Source organism: Microbulbifer variabilis ATCC 700307, from assembly GCF_000380565.1.
Lineage (GTDB): Bacteria > Pseudomonadota > Gammaproteobacteria > Pseudomonadales > Cellvibrionaceae > Microbulbifer > Microbulbifer variabilis.
In genome coordinates this window covers 40,594-56,218 of sequence record NZ_AQYJ01000017.1, presented here as the reverse complement: position 1 = coordinate 56,218, position 15,625 = coordinate 40,594, and the positions used below count along the sequence as shown (strand labels likewise).

Below are 15,625 nucleotides of genomic sequence, written 5' to 3'. Positions count from 1 at the left end.
ATACGGGTGATACGGGTGATACGGGTGATACGGGTGATACGGGTGATACGGGTGATATGGGTGATACGGGCATGTGCGCTCGATCAAAGAGTAATCAACATGGAGAGTACTAATGGCTACGTGCAGCGATTCGTTGCACTAGCCTCTGACGGAGAAAAAATGCGCGCATTCGAAAAAAGTAATGTGTCCGTTTTATCGGGGCAAGATCAGGCCTTCGGCCGGGACGCGCTAACGCGCGCCCCTATTTGAGGCGTTAAATTTATGAAAGTGAAAATAGTATATTTCAATATTCTAAAGTCCATACTAATTTGCAACGTGTTCTGCTGTCTTATCGCTGCAATTTGGATGTGGGGTGGAAGAAGTGACTTTTTCGGAAGGTATCTTCTTGCATTGATTTATTCATATGTAATGTTTGGTGTTGCAGGGTCCATTTTTTGGCTTACCTTCTATTCTTTAATCTCTAAGTTTGTTGATAATAAAGGCATTGCTCATATAGTGGCGTGCGGGATATCGTCTATTCTAGCTGCCCCAGCATTTTACTTAATGTTAGGAGAAGTAAATGCAGCGCAAGAGAGTTTTGATTATTTAAAATTTACTATACCTACTGCAGCTGTGTGTTCAGCATTCTATGTATATCGGTACTTGCAACATGAAAAATTTAACAAGGCCCAGAAAAATGACCTCCGGTAAGCCCCACGTTTTGTGTAAAAAACCGCACAAAACGCGCCCCTTACCTCCGGCATTTGTGGGCAGCGTTATGTGTCAAAAGCACCAAAAATATGAAACGAATTAAAGATAATGAAGTAAAGACCCAAGTTGCTTCAGATTTCGGCATGACCATGGAGCTTTACATTGAAACTGGTAACGCCTCTATTGATAAGAGGGTTGATTATCCTTTGTTCAAAGTCTATGCCGATGAGGAAACCGAAGAGAAATACGTTGAGATTTCATCTGGGGGCCAACTTATTCAGCTGCCAATTGAAGCAATAAAGAAATTTCCATTAACAGCAGAAACAGAAGTTCACTCTGAGGCTTGGTACGATAAAAATGTTTTCAATCAAGAGTGAAGCGCATAAAAAGGCGGTGTTGTCGCCTTCGGCTGGGACACGCTAACGCGCGCACCAAAACTTGGCGTTAGGTAACCTACGAACTATGTCAGTAATTTCTAAATTAATGGAAGCTACGGAAGCGGATACTGATGTTCTTTGCCGCTTAGATTCCAACAATGATGACTTTAGCAAATTCAGAGAAGTAGATTTCACCTTCAAGTGCGACAGCAAACAAAAAGCAAACACTGTGGCGGGTTTTCTTGGTGATTTTCAGTACGGGACAGCGAATGTAATTGATGAAGAAAAGCAATACATGGTGCAAGTACTAATAGATATGCTTGTAACTCAAAACATCCTGCTTTGCGTATCAGGCTTTATGACTTGCATTAGTGAATTTTATGGTGTTGAAGTCGAAGGCTGGGGGTGCATCGCGCAGAACGGTAGCTAACAAACGCTTGCAGCCGAGGCCAAACACTACGCACTTTTTGCGTTACTCGCCGCGCTCAAACAATAACACAAATACCGCTTCGCATTTGGACCGACTGTAGCGGACGTTATGCATCAAGCGGGAAGAAATGAAAGACAATAAAATGCCCAAGGTACAATTCCTAAAAAGTAGATGAAGTAGCGCCATAGCGAGCGTCTGAATGTGGATGAGTGTGTTAATTTAGTCACACTGTTGCGGTATTGGCGTAAATATATCTTTTTTTGGCAGATTTTTACTTGATTGGTCTAGGCTAAAAGCGAGGCATATATTTGGGGGTATTAGCACATAGTTAAGACTTGGCCCCTAAGGTTGAGCTGGAATCATTCATATTTAGGAGGTACTTATGGCGCGGGCAAGAGGTGGCGAGGATATTTCGCCTAAAAAATCTGGTAAAGTTGGTCAGTCTATCGCCCAATCAGAACATAAATCTGAGGAACAAGAATTAATTGATTTTACTAAAATCAAAGTGGCTAAAGACTTTACCGGGGAATACGTGCTAACTGTATGGGGGAAAAACGACCCTGATATAGAGCCTTCACTTGATCCAAAACAATACCCAGCGAATCCGGATTATTATGAGATAGAAGTATTAGGAAAACGCTTGAATAGTCCTCCCCCTAAAAAGGTGGAAAGATTTCCACTCAAATTAAACCTTAAAAACTATATGGGTGAAAAAGGCATAGAGGTTATTGGTGCGACCAAGTCTGTTAAGTGGGACTTGCCCGAGGGGTAGAGGGGCTTTTGACATCGAATCGCCTAGCCGTTCATAGCTCGATTGCGTCTATGGCGATTCCGAGTGGGTGAATAAGGTCACCTCGACAGCATTTTATCCTTGGGGATTCCTTACTGCTCAAACGGATTCTAGGTAAAAACAAGGTGACTGAAGTCAGCTTAGATGGTAGTTCTATTGTCTATCTATAAGAAATAAGTACTAAAAAACTGAGAATAAAGATTACTCAACTGTACTTTTTTGACAAAAGTGACATCTGTTGATGATATGGATGAGGGTTTAGATGTCCAGTACTAATATATTACATTAAAACATATCGGCTCTGTAATTGATTCAAATTGGCTGGTGAGTTCATTTTTTCTTCGCTTTTTTGCATACTCTCAAAGAAATCTAGAATCTATATTTTTTGCCTTTTTGGCCTTTGTACTTGGCGTTTTCTTAATAATTATGGCTTGGGTAAAAGGTGCTCAGCAAATGTATTTGATTGACTAGTGCGCAAAATCTGTAAAGGATGAGAGGGATCTATCTTTATTTGATTGATTTGTACGCAAAATCTGTAAAGGATGAAAGGATTCATCATCAAATAGATGCACTGTGTAATTATTTGTTAGTGGAAAGCTATATAGCAGCGCTGCGGTCATACACAATGTCGTTCAAACCCCAATCGGAGTAGTAGGCCAACAGTATGGTGTTTTAATGATGGAGGTGTAATGATAAAAAACCTCGGACCAAAGCACGAGGTTTTGTATCTCACAGGACGCGCGGTTAGGCGGCTTTCTTTTATTTTGCCCAGACCTCTAAATCTTTTTCAATACGATTTAGGGTTTCGCCCATTTGCTCCATCCCTTCTTTGAGGCGTTTTAGTAGAGCTATGCTTGGATGTTTCATTTGAGCCTGCTGGTCTCCGCTCAGTGAATCAAGGGTTGCTTGCTTAGCGCTGTAACAGCGGCGGCGAAATTCTCTTGATTTTCCTCTTCCAGCGCAATAGCTATATCACGAATACCACGTATCGCCGTTGACATCGTGTTAACTTTTACGCCATTTAATGGGTTAATGGTGCCAACTTCCTCTCCGAGTGGGTGACTGGGGTTCGATGAGGAAGTCCCGTCCGACTGGGCGGGGAGGATGTCCCTGGAGAATAATTTTGTGTCAAACTTGCATGCCGACATGTGAATTAAGTTCAGTTAAATTACAATGAATAGTTGTGATTTCTCTCATAAGAATCGTATTTCCAATTATTCAAACTTTATAAATTAGAGGGGGAGGATATGCCAGATCCTAAAGGTGAAAATAAGGGTGTTTTTCATAGGACTTTTGGTGTTCCATTTGATAAATTCATCCGAGGTAAGAGCAGCGCCTACCGTGAAATCGAGAGGGATATCTCGGACTTGAGAGCGGGTAGAGAGAGGCAGCTTCATGTGGGTGAAAACCTGGAGGCTAGGAAAAGAGACGTCTTAGTTAAGATCGATATTCTGGATGATCATATTAAGACTGATCAAAAAGATCTTGAGAGGCAAAGGCGTAGGCTTGATGAGGGTCAGGCCAGATTGAAGACGATTAAATCAAACTCTCCTCTCTCTATGCTGCCCAGAGTTCCAAAAACTCCTATTGAGCTTGCGAGTAAATTGATTGCATTTAGCTCATACGGCATGGCTGCAACGGCAGTATTAACTTTAAAAAATCAGCTCGATCAATTTGAGGCTTATGCCGATATTCAGATGGGTCAGCATACGTTGAATCAGATTCAGAATTTACAGGAATCACACCTTAAAAAATATAATTTAAAGACAGAGGAGCTTAGGAGACTGAAAGAGCAGAATCGGCTTCAGTTGAAAATGTTAGCTTGTATAGAGTCAAGCCTGAATCAAAAGGAAGCGGACTTAAAGAATCTGTAACTTGATAGAAGATGAGCAATTTAAAGAATAACTGAAATTAAAGTTGGATATTTTTAAGCTCCCCATATTGGGTACAATCCTTCAAAATAATCTTGAGGGGGCGTCATGCGATTAATCCTGCCTATTGCCCTATCCGCCGCTCTGACCGGCTGTCTTGAGGCAGAAGCCAAAGAAAGGCGTGGCTACCCAGGTGGTCTAATTCTGATGGGGACTGCCGGAACACTCGCCACGAGCTTTTAGTTCAGTTCTCCCTGGCTCCGGTTACTTTTACCAAAGCGGCAGTTTGCAGAAGACCCTGAAAACTTGTGGCTGGTCGATGATGGTCGAAATCAAAGCAAGGGTGACAAAGGCCCCGATGAATGGATGCCCCCCTATGAACTGGTCCAGGCGATCTACGTGCAGCGGTTTATGGCGATAATGGAGAAGTATGGGTTGAAGTTCTCACAGGAAGAATCAGCCAAGATTATGGCACTCCTGGAAGAATAACTGATTTAAACGCCTGCTATCATTGTTGCTAGATTTTCAAACCCAGCTTGAATCTTGCAGCGTAGAGGGCTCTCATGTGTTACTCCTTTGCTGTGCCCAGCAATAGATTGCTTTCGGAACTACCAATTAATTTCCAGAATGATGGATTGTCGTGGGAGCAGCTGCGTTTAGATCAAGAGTGGGAAAAGTCCTCCAGTAAGGATGAAGTTAAACATGTGCTGGGACTAAAGGGGCAACCCCGGGTGAGTCAATTCCGGCTAGCGGGGCCTAGTCAGCGTGTATACCCGCGGTACTTTGCTCCAGGCATTGTGAGCGATGGGGGTAAGAATTGGTTGCGTCCGCTACGTTACTCGATACGCCCGTCTAACTCAGTTTGGGATCTGGCAACAAAATACAGCCTTTATAATGCTCGACTAGATAAATTGCTTGAAGCAAAAACTTGGCGGCCTCTGATAGGTCACCAACATGGAATATTGCCGTTCACTAGCTTCTTTGAGTGGGTCGAACACAAGGGTAGTAAGGCTCAAGTCCAGTTTACGCCAAAGGGGAAAGACTTGATGTGGGCACCTATCCTTTGGGACTACTGGGAATCTTTGGGAGGTGAGGTTGGTTACTTTTCATGTACCTTGATTACTGATGACCCAGCACCTGAAGTTAAGGCTGTCGGGCATGATCGAAGCCCAATCTTTTTAGGGACAGACCATATATTGACCTGGTTAGATGCAGAGTCTCAGTCAGCTGATGACTGGCAGGAGTTCTTAAAGGGCCACCGAGAGCCGGTAACCTACAGTCACTACATGATTGCATGAGTAATGAAAGCTGTTTGGTCAGGAGTTTTGCTTGATTGAGGAGTTCTTGTATTCATATGCTGTGTATTTTAGAAACCATGCACCGTATGACTGCTGCCGGCACCATGGCCAGCTTTAGCAGCATTAGCAAAAACTACAACGGCACCTACAGTTCTCAGCGCCAGGAATTAGTAGAGCAATGGACAAACTACGAAACCCTCAGCCTGGAATTCTGTGAGGAGATTGTAGAGCCGGTCACCAGGCGCTGGGTGCAAATGGGTCTTAGCAGACGCCTTTCAAGTGTCCGCTGATGTGGACCCCGCAACCCTGATGCACGTCGATTTTATTACCCCGGTGATGCCCTGGATTAATCCAGCCCATGAAGCCAGCGCCGATGAAACCCTACTGGAAAATGTTCTGGCCAGCCCACAGCAGACCATTCGTCGGCGCGGCAAGAAGCCTGACGATGTGATTAAGCAGACCGCTGCCTGGCAAAGAAAGCTGCGAGAAAACAAGATCACCACCCCAACCAAACGCACCGCTGTTCCCCCACAACAAGCTGAGCCTGAGCCTGAATCTCAATCTGAACCTGAATAGGAGGCAGCGATGCCCAAAAAATCTTGGTACAGCATTACCGCTGCCGCAAATAACACGGAAGCCGATATCTATCTGTACGACTCCATCGGCTACTGGGAGTTGACCACAAAAGATTTTGCCCGAGATCTCAAAGCACTCGGGGATGTCAGCAAGATCAATCTGCACATTAACTGCCCCGGTGGGGATGTGTTCGACGGTACCGCCATATACAACCTGCTGAAAGATCACAAAGCCGAGGTGGAAACCTGGATTGAAGGCATTGCAGCCAGTATGGGCAGTGTGATCGCTCTGGCCGGGGATACCGTCCATATTGCCGAGAACGCCTATTACATGGTGCACAACCCCAGTGCGGGTGTTCGTGGTGGCGAGCGTGCCCTGGAAAAAACCAAGAGCCTGTTGGCCAAAGTCAAAACCACCATGAAAAGTCTGTACTCCTCGCGCACCGGCATGTCCGATGAGGAAATCAGCCAAGTGATGGATGACGAGACCTGGTATACCGGCGCAGAGGCAGTGGAAGCCGGCTTTGCTACCGATACCACAGAAGCAGTGGAGATGGCTGCAAGCTTCAGTGCTGATCACTTAAACCAATTCAAACATACCCCGCAAGCTAATAGTGCATTGGTTATTCAGGGGCCCACTGAATTTAGATTCCCGCCTGCGGTTGCAGACAACCCACCCAAAACCAAGGAGACGCAAGCCATGACCACAACCACCTCCACCACGCCAGCTGCAACCGCTGCGATCGAGGTCACCCCGGAAATGAAAGCCCAGATTGCCGCCGATGCCAGAGCACAATTTGTAACCGATGAGAAAAAACGCAAAGACGATATCAAAGCCGTTTTTAAGGGCTTCGAAGCACACAGCACCCTAATGTAATCCTGCCTGGATGATATGGACTGCTCAGTGCAGGGCGCCAAAGACAAGCTGCTTACAGCCCTGGGTAATCAAACCCCAACCCCAGAACAAAGCTACAGTGTGGTCGTGCAGGAAGGTGAGGGTATTAAACGCATTAAAGCCAATGCAGAAAATGCCATTGCCATGCGCGCCCTCGGCGAAAAGCGCACCGAAGGTAACAGCCTGGCAGGCTATACCATGCTGGAAATTGTCCGCATGTTAATGCATGCCCACGGCCAGAATTTAGCGGGCCTGGATAAAATGGGTGTAGTCGCCGCAGCGTTTACCCATAGCTCTGGTGACTTCGCGACTGTCCTCGGCAATATTGCCAATAAATCCATGCTGAAAGGGTATTCGGAAGCGACAGAAGTCTTTCCGCAGTTTACCGCCACCGGCAACTTGAGTGACTTTAAGATAGCGACCCGCACCGACCTCGGTACCTTCCCCTCTCTACGTCAAGTGGCCCCCGGGGCAGAATTTAAATATGTGAGTATCGGAGAGCGTGCCGAAACAGCCGCACTGGCCACCTACGGGGAAATGTTCTCCATTAACTGTCAAGCAATTATTAATGACGACCTCGGAGCCTTCACCCGAATCCCACAAAAAATTGGGCCTCGCCGCCGTACGCACCGTTGGAGACCTGGTGTTTAGTATCCTGCTCAACAACCCACAAATGGCCGATGGCAAAGCCCTGTTCCATGCCGATCATGGCAACCTCGCCACCAAGTCTGGTATCAACACCGCCAGCATCGACGCCGCACGAGTTTTGATGGGCAAGCAGAAGGACGGCACCGCCTTCCTGAATATTCGCCCCAAATTCCTATTGTGTGATATCGCCGACGAGGGTGCTGCAAAGGTTGCCCTAGAGTCAGGGTTTGAAGTGGGTGCTGCTGAGAAGTCCAACACTGTGCCCAACAGCGTGCGCAATATTGCCAGTGTGATCTCCGATGGTCGCCTTAGCGGACACAATGGTTGGTACCTCAATGCCGATCCGGTAGCGCAAGACACTATCGAAGTGCTTTACCTGGACGGCCAGCAAGCTCCAGTGCTGGAACAGCAAAACGGCTGGAGTACCGACGGGGTGGAGTTCAAAGTACGCCTCGATGCCGCAGCCAAAGCTTGGGACGCAAAAGGCATGGTGAAAACACCCAAGAACTAATACCCAGCTCAAACCGAACCAAACCTTAAAAAATCCGAAAAGGGCTGCACATAGCGGCCTTTTTGCTTTCAGTAATTTACTCAATTGAGAGAAAGAGAATGGCTACTAATTTTGTACAAGACGGGCGCATGCTGGATTACACCAATAGCACTAGCGCGGTAATTACCTCTGGCCGGGTGCTAGCAGTAGGCGCAGTACTGGGTGTGGCGATGGATGATATCGCCGTGGGCGCATCTGGTGAGATCGCTATTGAAGGCGTTTTTATAGTGCCCAAGGTATCCGCCGCAGAGATCAGGCAGGGGGAAACCCTCACCTGGGATGTATCCGTAGCAGCCTTTAATAACAGCGCCGCAACAGCCGCAACCGGCGATATCACCGGCCCCACCGCCTTTGCCGCAGAGTCTGCCGGTGATGGCGTTACCAGCCTAGCAGTCAAGTTTACCGGGGTGCCGGGCACCGTGAAGGTCTAGGTGATTTATGGACCTGGACCAAAGAGCCACAGAGCGCGCATTTCGTAAATGGGGTAAGCCCGCTACCTATACAGACGGTAGCGGTGCTGAACCTATTGATTGCAAGGTGATTTTTGAGCGGGAGATTGACGAGTTCGAGGATGAGGGACGTGTGCGGATACCCCGTTACTGGTCGGTGAGGTTGGGACCCATAGCGTGGGGGATCTGATTTACCACGCTGGTAAAGAGTACCAGGTGAGTACTTTATTGGAGGATGATGGGATTGTGAGGCGGGTGCAGGTGGTAGGTTAAATAATTGTATAAATCGACATAGTCACATAAAGTGTATAAAGGAAAGAATTTAAACTGCTCATCAACCAATTTTTTTATTTAACTTAATGGGTCAAATAATAAAGCTTTTTTATTCTGATTAATTCAGGAGAAAATCTAGAAAAACAAATCAATATAAAATTTAGGTGCTCCTCATGAAATTTTTCAGGTTTTCCTGATTGTATCAGTATTAATGGTTGGTTGTTCCCAGGTTCCTTCCCAAAGAGCATATCTAAATACAATTAAAGTTGCTGCAAAGCACCAAAATCATGGGGAATTCGTGCTGGCTGAAAACTACCATCAAAAAGTATTAAATGAAATGTGGGAGGGCTCGTCAGTTAGTCCTGATTGGCTTGTTATACAGATGAATAATTTGGCGTCCGCAAAGAATCTAAATAATAAGTCTGATGAAGCCAGAGTTTTATTAACTCAAGCCTACGAAATTTTGAGTACGAAAGAGCAATCGGATGATGGTGATATAGTTTTAATAGAAAGTAACCTGGCAAGAACTGAGGAATTGTTGGAGAATTATGAGCGTTCGGAATTGTTGTATAGGAGTTCCTTAGAGAGAAAATTAAAAATTGAAGATGCGCGACTTTCGTTTATAGCTGCTGACTTAGCAGGAATTGCTCGTATGCTTGCACGCAAAAACAAAATGGATGAAGCGATGGGGTTCCATCTAAAGGCAAAAGATATGTATGCTAAGAGTCTTGGTGTGAATAGTCTTCAGTGGCAAAGAAGAGTAAAGCTGTTTGAAGCAATAATGAATACCCAGGGTAATAATAAGTAGGTTTTGCAACCATTGATGGGGGAGGTCAACTTCCAGTAGTGATGGAGGCGGCGGAAAATCTCTTGTTTGCAGCGCATCGAGTTGGGTCTACTGGTAAATGAAGTGGTGGCTACAACTCTAATTACCCTTGGTGGTGTGGATTATACAGTGCGCAAGCGGTTGCCGGATGATGGAGTTATATGGCGGGTACAGGTGGATAGTTGAAACCCAGAGATCTTTGGTTTTGGGGATATTAAGGGAGACTGGCGTGGAGTAAAAAATATACAGTCGTGCTTTTAATAACAAAGATCAAAAGGCACTTCTTCTTATCGGTGAAAATCAGTGATCTATTGATATTTATAGGGCCCCAAACTGATATAAAACAGGGTGATATAAAGAAATTTCTCTTGAACTCACTGTTAAGTCACAGGAGAGAAAGTGAAAGAACAAGAGTGGGCCAAAACGGTAGCAGTAGAAATTCATAGGCACCTTAAAGGAATTCCTGCAAGATTGCTTAGGTACGGTGACAGATTTGATTTTATGTTCGTGTGGGAATGTTATAAACCCAAGAATGAAGAGTGGAGTGTATTGGTGAAATAATTGAAAGAGAAACTGAAGCCTCCCAGATTATGGAGGAAGTTCTATTTAATAATCGGTCGAGAGGCAGGCAAAAGTATTTTGCATTTCATCGGCCATTGGTTGCTAAGAGGGCTTAGCAGGTCAAAGATTGATATATAGTTGGAGAGTTTTGATGATTGAAAAAAGTGGTTACATAGAAATCTGTGGATCACCAATTTTTTACGAACTATCTGGTAATCCAAATGGTGAGCCGCTACTAATGTTGCATGGAGGCTTAGGTTCGGGGAAAGACCTAGCTCCTTTGCATGAATATATTGCTCCGGACTTTCATTTGATTAGTATCGATCTTCGTGGTCATGGAAGGTCACCATTAGCAGGGCCCTCGTTGAGTTATGCTCAATATGAAAGAGATATCCAAGAAGTGCTTTCTCATTTAGGCGTTAAACGGTATTCAATATTTGGTTTTAGTGATGGCGGAATTGTGGGCTACCGGTTGGCGGCGCAACAATCAAAAAATGTTGTTTGCTTAGTCACACTTGGTTCGCAATGGCGATTGGAGGCTAATGACCCATCTATCGAGGCCCTGGGTGGCCTGACTGCTGAGTTTTGGAGTGAAAGCTTTCCTGTAGATGTGGAGTCCTATAATGCTTCCAATCCCAACCCGGATTTCAAGAGCCTTGTAGAATCAGTAAAAAAAGTGTGGCTTGATACTACAGGGGCCGGTTATCCATGGGGCCTGGTCGAAAGAATAAAGTGTCCGACCTTAATTATTCGAGGTGACAATGATTTCCTTTTCTCATTAGATGAGGCTGTTGCGCTGAAGGCAAAAATACCTGATGCCAGTTTTGCCAATATTCCATTTACGGAGCACGCTTCTCATCAGGAGTCACCAGAATTGGTAGGTATGATTCTGAAACAATTTTTGTCTCTGCACAAAAATTAACAAGTTGATGATGCTCGTTCCATCTCTACAGCGCGCTACCGGACGGCGCACGCCACGCTTAGTCCGCCGTATTTCACGGTGTTAGGCATCAAGGATATTTAAAATGCGGGTACTCTTCATATTCTTTCTCATTTCTATATCAGCTTACATAAATGCTAATGCTTTTGCCTATGAGCTTACGATAAAGCAGGAACGTATTCTGAATCTTGAGGAGGAGCTTGATAAGTGCGACAAATTCTATTTACAGTGAACTCTACTCGATTACCCCCTGTCGCAGAGCCAGCCAGAAATGGAACTACTAGCTTAGCGGTGAAGTTCACCGAAGCACCTGGCACAGTGAAGGCCTAGGTGATTTATGGACCTGGACCAAAGAGCCGCAGAGCGGGCGTTTCGTAAATGGGGTAAGCCCGCTACCTATGACGATGGTAGCGGCGCTGAGCCTATAGAGTGCCGCGTGATACCCGATAAGAGTATTGATGACTTTGCTGATGATCGGGTGCGAACGCCGCGTGATGAGTTCAGCCTGCTGATTAGTGAGGTTGGGTCTCACAGCCCGGATGCCTTAATCAGCTTTAACAGTGTGGAACACAAGGTGCGTAAGCTGCTGGAAGATGATGGCATCGTGCGGAGGGTGCAGGTGGACGGTTGAAAAATACACACTTATGCATTTGGTGACAAAGATCAGCAGCAGCTTCTTCTATTTCTGGGTGAAAATGGGTAACTAATTGAAATATATAGGGTTCCCAAAGTGATATAAAGCAGCGAAAATACAGAGATATAAAGACGCTGCTTTATATCTATTTTTGTAAACTTGTGCCAATTTAAGCTAACCTATTGATTTAATAGGCTTTATTTCGTTTTTCAGGAAGGTGGGGCCAAGAATTATATAGCAGGGTGATATAAAGAAGCTTCTTTTGAATTAACTGTTATGCAGTAAAATCAGTAATCGAGGAAAAAAATGATTCAAGCATTATTGGCCAGCGGTATTGTTTTCGGCCTATTGAAGTTATTTGAGCGGGGTAAAGATCGTGGCTTAGATGGGTTTACCTCTATTGCCTTTGTTCTTGTTCCTGAATTGCTGATTTTTCTGGCAACAATTGGTACGGGCATAGCTGGAATTAATCAGCAATTTCTGGTCGCCCTGGTAGCGCTGTACTTTATCGTGCCAACACTCATGTTGCGGCTTCAGTTCGAGCTTTCATGGAAGCAGTCGGCACTTTATGGCTTACTGGTTTTGCTTGTAGTAGTAGCGGTAGATACCCTGTTCTATCTCCTGCTCAGTGCTGCCACTGCATAACAATCACAGGTAGTTTGCTACGGCCCTTCGGGCCTCCGCGGGACGTCCTACTTTGTGCGTTAGGTGAATAACTATGAATCAAGTTCTTATCAGTCTTGTATTTCTATTTGCTTCTAGTTTGGCGTTCGCCTGTAGTGCCCCTAAAATGGGGCCTGAGTTTGATAAGCTCATCAAGGTAGAAAAAGTTGCATCGAATACGTTTCAGACGACTATTTCTATGAGTGCTGAGGGTTTAAATTACGGAGCTGAAGCAACTGTAGAGTACTATCCGGCTAATTCTGAGCACAGATTCGGTGAATATTCAAAAAGAGTTCATTTAAAAGAAAAAGGTACTGAGTATGTTTCTACTTTCGAGCTAAAAAAGATTGAAGGGCATATTCCATTCTTGCAAGTATTTTGGTATCCGGAAGGATGTTGTCTATGTGGTGCTTTCGGTAAATCAAATGACCTTACACTTGAGTGAATCACCTAACAAGTGCATGTTGTCGGACTGGTTTTCCGCTGCGCTCCAAACCAGCCACAAATGCGAGCGTTATACGTAGAGTATGATTACAAACGTACTATTGACAATTTTAAGCAGCGCATTTCTGGTGTGTCTCATCTCCAACTTTGTGATTTTGTTTCGTTTACTGAATGAAGAATGTAGTAATAGTTGGTTCATCCGAGCAGCTGGATTGTTTCTATTTTCAGGTAATTTTTTAACAGAGAAAGGAAAACCATTCCTTCGCTACTATTGGTTTTCTTTGCTTGGCGCGTTCATTTCGGTATCCCTAATAGTCGTAGTTGTCTATTTTGGAATTCCGGAGTTTAGAGAAGAGGTTGATACGATTTTTAGTCTGAGTATCAGGCCCAACGTATAACAATGCCGGGCAAGATGCTTCGGGCCTTCGGCCCTCCGCGGGGCAGCTTACCTTGTGCACGTGGTGCGCGGGTCGCTATGCTCCCATTTTCGTGCAACACGTGCACAAGGTAAGCTGCCCCTGCCGGCGGCGTTAAGGTTCACAATGATTCGAGCAAGTACTATCGTCATAATTCTTCTGCTTTCAGGGTGTGCGAGCACAAATGAGTTTGATGGCCACAATAATCATCACATCAGAATCGATGATGGGTTGTTCTATGTTAGGGAAGTCGCAGCTGGCAGAGTCTTTGAAAACTCTAAAAAGGTAAAGCTAGACTGGGAGTCCAAAGCAGCGGGGCTCTGTGGCGGCAAGTTTGAGAAAATGATTTATCAGGATGGCGAGCATCATTACATGGTCACGGATGCGGAAACATTCTTTCTGCCATTTGTAACAATGGCTGGTGCCCCAAGAATTGAGGGCGTAGTAAGGTGCGAGAGTTCGCCGTATACAACAGCTCAAGCAACGGAGGTCCTTGTTCGTGAAATGTACCTACTCCCAGAAAGACCCTAACAAATCAATCAATGTCACCCCGTTGGGGCTGGATCTCCGCACTGCGTGCTCAGGCCCATTATTGAGGCGTTATATGAGAGTTAGGGCCAAATGAGCATAGAATTTCTAGACAGTATAATTTCGTATCTATTTTACCCTTCTTTGGTAGCGCTGCTGTTATCCGCATTTCTAGCTCCTATAAGATTGGAGGGGCTATCAGCAGTATCTAAACTGGCGCGCTTCTTCGTCGGTATTTATTTGGGTGTCACAGTTGCTGCCTGTTCTGCATTGTTCTCATTTGCATATAATGGCTGCTTCGAGAATTGTTCTGATAAAGTAGATGGTGAAATTGGTATCATATTGGCTAGCATAGTCAATTATATGGGTTCAGTATTAATATTTAGTTTCCTCTCGAAAAGCTCACATAACAAGCAAAGGAAAATCGACGCATAAATGCTCGCTTGCTTTGTGCGATAAGTATCATGAGGGCAAATACTTGAATTCTAAAGTTCTCTTTGCTTGGGTTTGTATCCTATCTACTGTAATTGTTCTTGGGTTTGCTCCAAGCCATTTTATGGCTTACGAGACGTTATCGTCTTTGCACCATATTCATGGACTGGTTGCATTTCTTTGGATTTCACTGCTATGTATTCAGTCATATTTGATAAATAGAGGAAGTTCCCTGATTCACAAGTATTTGGGTTGGTCCTCCCTTGGTGTAGCAGTCATTTTTATTATCACTTCGTCAAGGCTATATTTAAGTACTATAGAATTAGCTGTTCAGAAAGGGATTATTTTTCAATATGTGTATTGGGTTGATCTATTCCTAATACCTCTATTCGTATTTTTCTTGGTTTCCGGCTTTGTGTATCGAAAATCCCCAAAAAAGCACATGCTTTGTATGCTGCTAAGTTTAGTGGCAATATTTCCGCCAGGCCTGGGTCGGTTAATCTATGGGTTATTTCTTTATCCATTCAACGCTCCGATTAGGTATTTCTACGAGCCAATGATGCTTGTTACCTTAGGTATATTAATCTTCTTCGGCGTCCGAGAGCGCTGGAAGTATAGCCAGATTAAGGTGGCATTGACGGTAGTATTGGTCTCGTTTGTATCTTCATATTGGATAGTAACTTTCGGGGCTTTTGAGGTCGGGGCACGGTGGCTCGTCGGCATTTAACACGTGACTATAAATTGTGTTTTATGTGCTCCTCTTAAAATGTTATAAAGAAGCTTCCTTATGTGTGCTCGACTCGCAACAAGTTGCTCGCCTTTGCGGCGGGCGTTTTGTGTTCAAGTTTTAAAAGTGGTAACTTTCTGTAGATATGAAAAAATTTTTCCTTATTATAATTTCACTCTCCGTTGTGGGTTGTAATTCTGTCCTTGTAACGTATAAGCCACCTCAAAATAGTAATTTGACTAAATTGAAATTGCCAAAAGATGACAATACTTTATACAAGCTAGGTGAGCTAAACGAGAAAGGTTGTGCTGTCAACTTTAGAACTGTAAGGGCTGAAAGCTATTTGGATAGCGAAAATGTATATGTTCAAGCTAACAAAAGTATTGTGCTTCATGTGAATAAATCAGGTAGAACAATCTGTAGAGGCACTGAGGCTATGAGCCTAGAGAGTAATAAACACTATGAAGCGGATATATTTCCAGTTCGTCATTTTTGCCTCGTCTCCATCTACGATATTACTGATGGTAAGAAAGGCGAAAAGGTAGAGAATGCGAGTCTTAACGGTTGTGTGAAAGAGTAAATTTTAATTTTTTTTACATAGATATTTG

23 protein-coding genes are annotated in these 15,625 nt (G+C 44.5%); 22 read left to right on the top strand and 1 reads right to left on the bottom strand.

Going from position 1 to position 15,625, the window contains the following annotated elements:
• The first annotated feature begins 779 nt into the window (after window positions 1-779).
• From G367_RS0101455 to G367_RS0101340, 21 genes are all read left to right on the top strand, one after another.
• Window positions 780-1,067, top strand: coding sequence for a hypothetical protein (locus tag G367_RS0101455; protein WP_020411315.1), 288 nt, complete (start codon window positions 780-782; stop codon window positions 1,065-1,067).
• Between the two features lie 85 nt (window positions 1,068-1,152).
• A complete protein-coding gene (locus G367_RS0101450) occupies window positions 1,153-1,497 on the top strand; it encodes a ribonuclease E inhibitor RraB (RefSeq protein ID WP_020411314.1) in 345 nt (114 codons plus the stop codon).
• A gap of 382 nt (window positions 1,498-1,879) precedes the next feature.
• Entirely contained in the window at window positions 1,880-2,269 is a 390-nt protein-coding gene (locus G367_RS26570) for a hypothetical protein (RefSeq protein ID WP_020411313.1), read from the top strand.
• A gap of 1,265 nt (window positions 2,270-3,534) precedes the next feature.
• Window positions 3,535-4,161: a hypothetical protein gene (locus G367_RS0101430; RefSeq protein ID WP_020411310.1), complete on the top strand. Its 627-nt coding sequence runs from the start codon at window positions 3,535-3,537 to the stop codon at window positions 4,159-4,161.
• Window positions 4,162-4,266: 105 nt separating this feature from the next.
• Entirely contained in the window at window positions 4,267-4,401 is a 135-nt protein-coding gene (locus tag G367_RS26915) for a hypothetical protein (protein WP_020411309.1), read from the top strand.
• Between the two features lie 63 nt (window positions 4,402-4,464).
• Window positions 4,465-4,647, top strand: coding sequence for a hypothetical protein (locus G367_RS22840; protein WP_020411308.1), 183 nt, complete (start codon window positions 4,465-4,467; stop codon window positions 4,645-4,647).
• A 74-nt stretch (window positions 4,648-4,721) separates the two neighbouring features.
• The gene (locus G367_RS24805; RefSeq protein ID WP_020411307.1) at window positions 4,722-5,456 is read left to right on the top strand and encodes an SOS response-associated peptidase family protein; all 735 of its coding nucleotides are present in this window, start codon (window positions 4,722-4,724) and stop codon (window positions 5,454-5,456) included.
• Window positions 5,457-5,512: 56 nt separating this feature from the next.
• Window positions 5,513-5,746 carry a phage portal protein gene (locus G367_RS0101410; protein ID WP_020411306.1) on the top strand — a complete coding sequence of 78 codons (234 nt, stop codon included), beginning with the start codon at window positions 5,513-5,515 and terminating at the stop codon, window positions 5,744-5,746.
• On the top strand, window positions 5,736-6,032 hold the full coding sequence (locus G367_RS0101405; RefSeq protein ID WP_020411305.1) for a hypothetical protein: 297 nt from the start codon (window positions 5,736-5,738) through the stop codon (window positions 6,030-6,032). The genes G367_RS0101410 and G367_RS0101405 overlap by 11 nt, the downstream gene beginning before the upstream one ends.
• A 9-nt stretch (window positions 6,033-6,041) precedes the next feature.
• Complete coding sequence (locus tag G367_RS24800; protein WP_051089454.1) at window positions 6,042-6,908, top strand: head maturation protease, ClpP-related; 867 nt, start codon at window positions 6,042-6,044, stop codon at window positions 6,906-6,908.
• A gap of 15 nt (window positions 6,909-6,923) precedes the next feature.
• Complete coding sequence (locus G367_RS24795) at window positions 6,924-7,577, top strand: phage major capsid protein (RefSeq protein WP_051089453.1); 654 nt, start codon at window positions 6,924-6,926, stop codon at window positions 7,575-7,577.
• A complete protein-coding gene (locus G367_RS24790; RefSeq protein ID WP_051089452.1) occupies window positions 7,570-8,085 on the top strand; it encodes a phage major capsid protein in 516 nt (171 codons plus the stop codon). The genes G367_RS24795 and G367_RS24790 overlap by 8 nt, the downstream gene beginning before the upstream one ends.
• Before the next feature lie 98 nt (window positions 8,086-8,183).
• On the top strand, window positions 8,184-8,555 hold the full coding sequence (locus G367_RS0101395; protein ID WP_020411304.1) for a capsid cement protein: 372 nt from the start codon (window positions 8,184-8,186) through the stop codon (window positions 8,553-8,555).
• A gap of 7 nt (window positions 8,556-8,562) precedes the next feature.
• On the top strand, window positions 8,563-8,763 hold the full coding sequence (locus G367_RS0101390; protein WP_020411303.1) for a hypothetical protein: 201 nt from the start codon (window positions 8,563-8,565) through the stop codon (window positions 8,761-8,763).
• A gap of 381 nt (window positions 8,764-9,144) precedes the next feature.
• The gene (locus G367_RS0101380) at window positions 9,145-9,654 is read left to right on the top strand and encodes a tetratricopeptide repeat protein (protein WP_157533291.1); all 510 of its coding nucleotides are present in this window, start codon (window positions 9,145-9,147) and stop codon (window positions 9,652-9,654) included.
• A 66-nt stretch (window positions 9,655-9,720) separates the two neighbouring features.
• Window positions 9,721-9,858: a hypothetical protein gene (locus tag G367_RS25930; protein ID WP_020411301.1), complete on the top strand. Its 138-nt coding sequence runs from the start codon at window positions 9,721-9,723 to the stop codon at window positions 9,856-9,858.
• Between the two features lie 526 nt (window positions 9,859-10,384).
• Window positions 10,385-11,155, top strand: coding sequence for an alpha/beta fold hydrolase (locus tag G367_RS0101365; RefSeq protein ID WP_020411299.1), 771 nt, complete (start codon window positions 10,385-10,387; stop codon window positions 11,153-11,155).
• A 355-nt stretch (window positions 11,156-11,510) separates the two neighbouring features.
• Window positions 11,511-11,804 carry a head-tail joining protein gene (locus G367_RS0101355; RefSeq protein ID WP_020411297.1) on the top strand — a complete coding sequence of 98 codons (294 nt, stop codon included), beginning with the start codon at window positions 11,511-11,513 and terminating at the stop codon, window positions 11,802-11,804.
• 309 nt (window positions 11,805-12,113) lie between these two features.
• On the top strand, window positions 12,114-12,452 hold the full coding sequence (locus G367_RS0101350; protein WP_020411296.1) for a hypothetical protein: 339 nt from the start codon (window positions 12,114-12,116) through the stop codon (window positions 12,450-12,452).
• A gap of 73 nt (window positions 12,453-12,525) precedes the next feature.
• Window positions 12,526-12,915, top strand: a complete 390-nt coding sequence (locus tag G367_RS0101345) for a hypothetical protein (RefSeq protein WP_020411295.1) — start codon at window positions 12,526-12,528, stop codon at window positions 12,913-12,915.
• Between the two features lie 541 nt (window positions 12,916-13,456).
• On the top strand, window positions 13,457-13,861 hold the full coding sequence (locus tag G367_RS0101340) for a hypothetical protein (RefSeq protein ID WP_020411294.1): 405 nt from the start codon (window positions 13,457-13,459) through the stop codon (window positions 13,859-13,861).
• A gap of 770 nt (window positions 13,862-14,631) precedes the next feature.
• Here G367_RS0101340 and G367_RS25925 read toward each other — a convergent pair.
• Window positions 14,632-14,814, bottom strand: coding sequence for a hypothetical protein (locus G367_RS25925; RefSeq protein ID WP_157533290.1), 183 nt, complete (start codon window positions 14,812-14,814; stop codon window positions 14,632-14,634).
• A 348-nt stretch (window positions 14,815-15,162) separates the two neighbouring features.
• On the opposite strand from G367_RS25925, the gene G367_RS0101325 reads away from it, so the two are divergent.
• Window positions 15,163-15,597: a hypothetical protein gene (locus tag G367_RS0101325; RefSeq protein WP_020411291.1), complete on the top strand. Its 435-nt coding sequence runs from the start codon at window positions 15,163-15,165 to the stop codon at window positions 15,595-15,597.
• Window positions 15,598-15,625 lie beyond the last annotated feature (28 nt).

Coding starts and splice junctions, on each gene's coding strand:
- G367_RS0101455 (WP_020411315.1), top strand. CDS start 780: ATGAAACGAATTAAAGATAATGAAGTAAAGACCCAAGTTGCTTCAGAT.
- G367_RS0101450 (WP_020411314.1), top strand. CDS start 1,153: ATGTCAGTAATTTCTAAATTAATGGAAGCTACGGAAGCGGATACTGAT.
- G367_RS26570 (WP_020411313.1), top strand. CDS start 1,880: ATGGCGCGGGCAAGAGGTGGCGAGGATATTTCGCCTAAAAAATCTGGT.
- G367_RS0101430 (WP_020411310.1), top strand. CDS start 3,535: ATGCCAGATCCTAAAGGTGAAAATAAGGGTGTTTTTCATAGGACTTTT.
- G367_RS26915 (WP_020411309.1), top strand. CDS start 4,267: ATGCGATTAATCCTGCCTATTGCCCTATCCGCCGCTCTGACCGGCTGT.
- G367_RS24805 (WP_020411307.1), top strand. CDS start 4,722: ATGTGTTACTCCTTTGCTGTGCCCAGCAATAGATTGCTTTCGGAACTA.
- G367_RS0101410 (WP_020411306.1), top strand. CDS start 5,513: ATGCTGTGTATTTTAGAAACCATGCACCGTATGACTGCTGCCGGCACC.
- G367_RS24800 (WP_051089454.1), top strand. CDS start 6,042: ATGCCCAAAAAATCTTGGTACAGCATTACCGCTGCCGCAAATAACACG.
- G367_RS24795 (WP_051089453.1), top strand. CDS start 6,924: ATGGACTGCTCAGTGCAGGGCGCCAAAGACAAGCTGCTTACAGCCCTG.
- G367_RS0101395 (WP_020411304.1), top strand. CDS start 8,184: ATGGCTACTAATTTTGTACAAGACGGGCGCATGCTGGATTACACCAAT.
- G367_RS0101390 (WP_020411303.1), top strand. CDS start 8,563: ATGGACCTGGACCAAAGAGCCACAGAGCGCGCATTTCGTAAATGGGGT.
- G367_RS0101365 (WP_020411299.1), top strand. CDS start 10,385: ATGATTGAAAAAAGTGGTTACATAGAAATCTGTGGATCACCAATTTTT.
- G367_RS0101355 (WP_020411297.1), top strand. CDS start 11,511: ATGGACCTGGACCAAAGAGCCGCAGAGCGGGCGTTTCGTAAATGGGGT.
- G367_RS0101350 (WP_020411296.1), top strand. CDS start 12,114: ATGATTCAAGCATTATTGGCCAGCGGTATTGTTTTCGGCCTATTGAAG.
- G367_RS0101345 (WP_020411295.1), top strand. CDS start 12,526: ATGAATCAAGTTCTTATCAGTCTTGTATTTCTATTTGCTTCTAGTTTG.
- G367_RS0101340 (WP_020411294.1), top strand. CDS start 13,457: ATGATTCGAGCAAGTACTATCGTCATAATTCTTCTGCTTTCAGGGTGT.
- G367_RS25925 (WP_157533290.1), bottom strand. CDS start 14,814: ATGGATAAAGAAATAACCCATAGATTAACCGACCCAGGCCTGGCGGAA.
- G367_RS0101325 (WP_020411291.1), top strand. CDS start 15,163: ATGAAAAAATTTTTCCTTATTATAATTTCACTCTCCGTTGTGGGTTGT.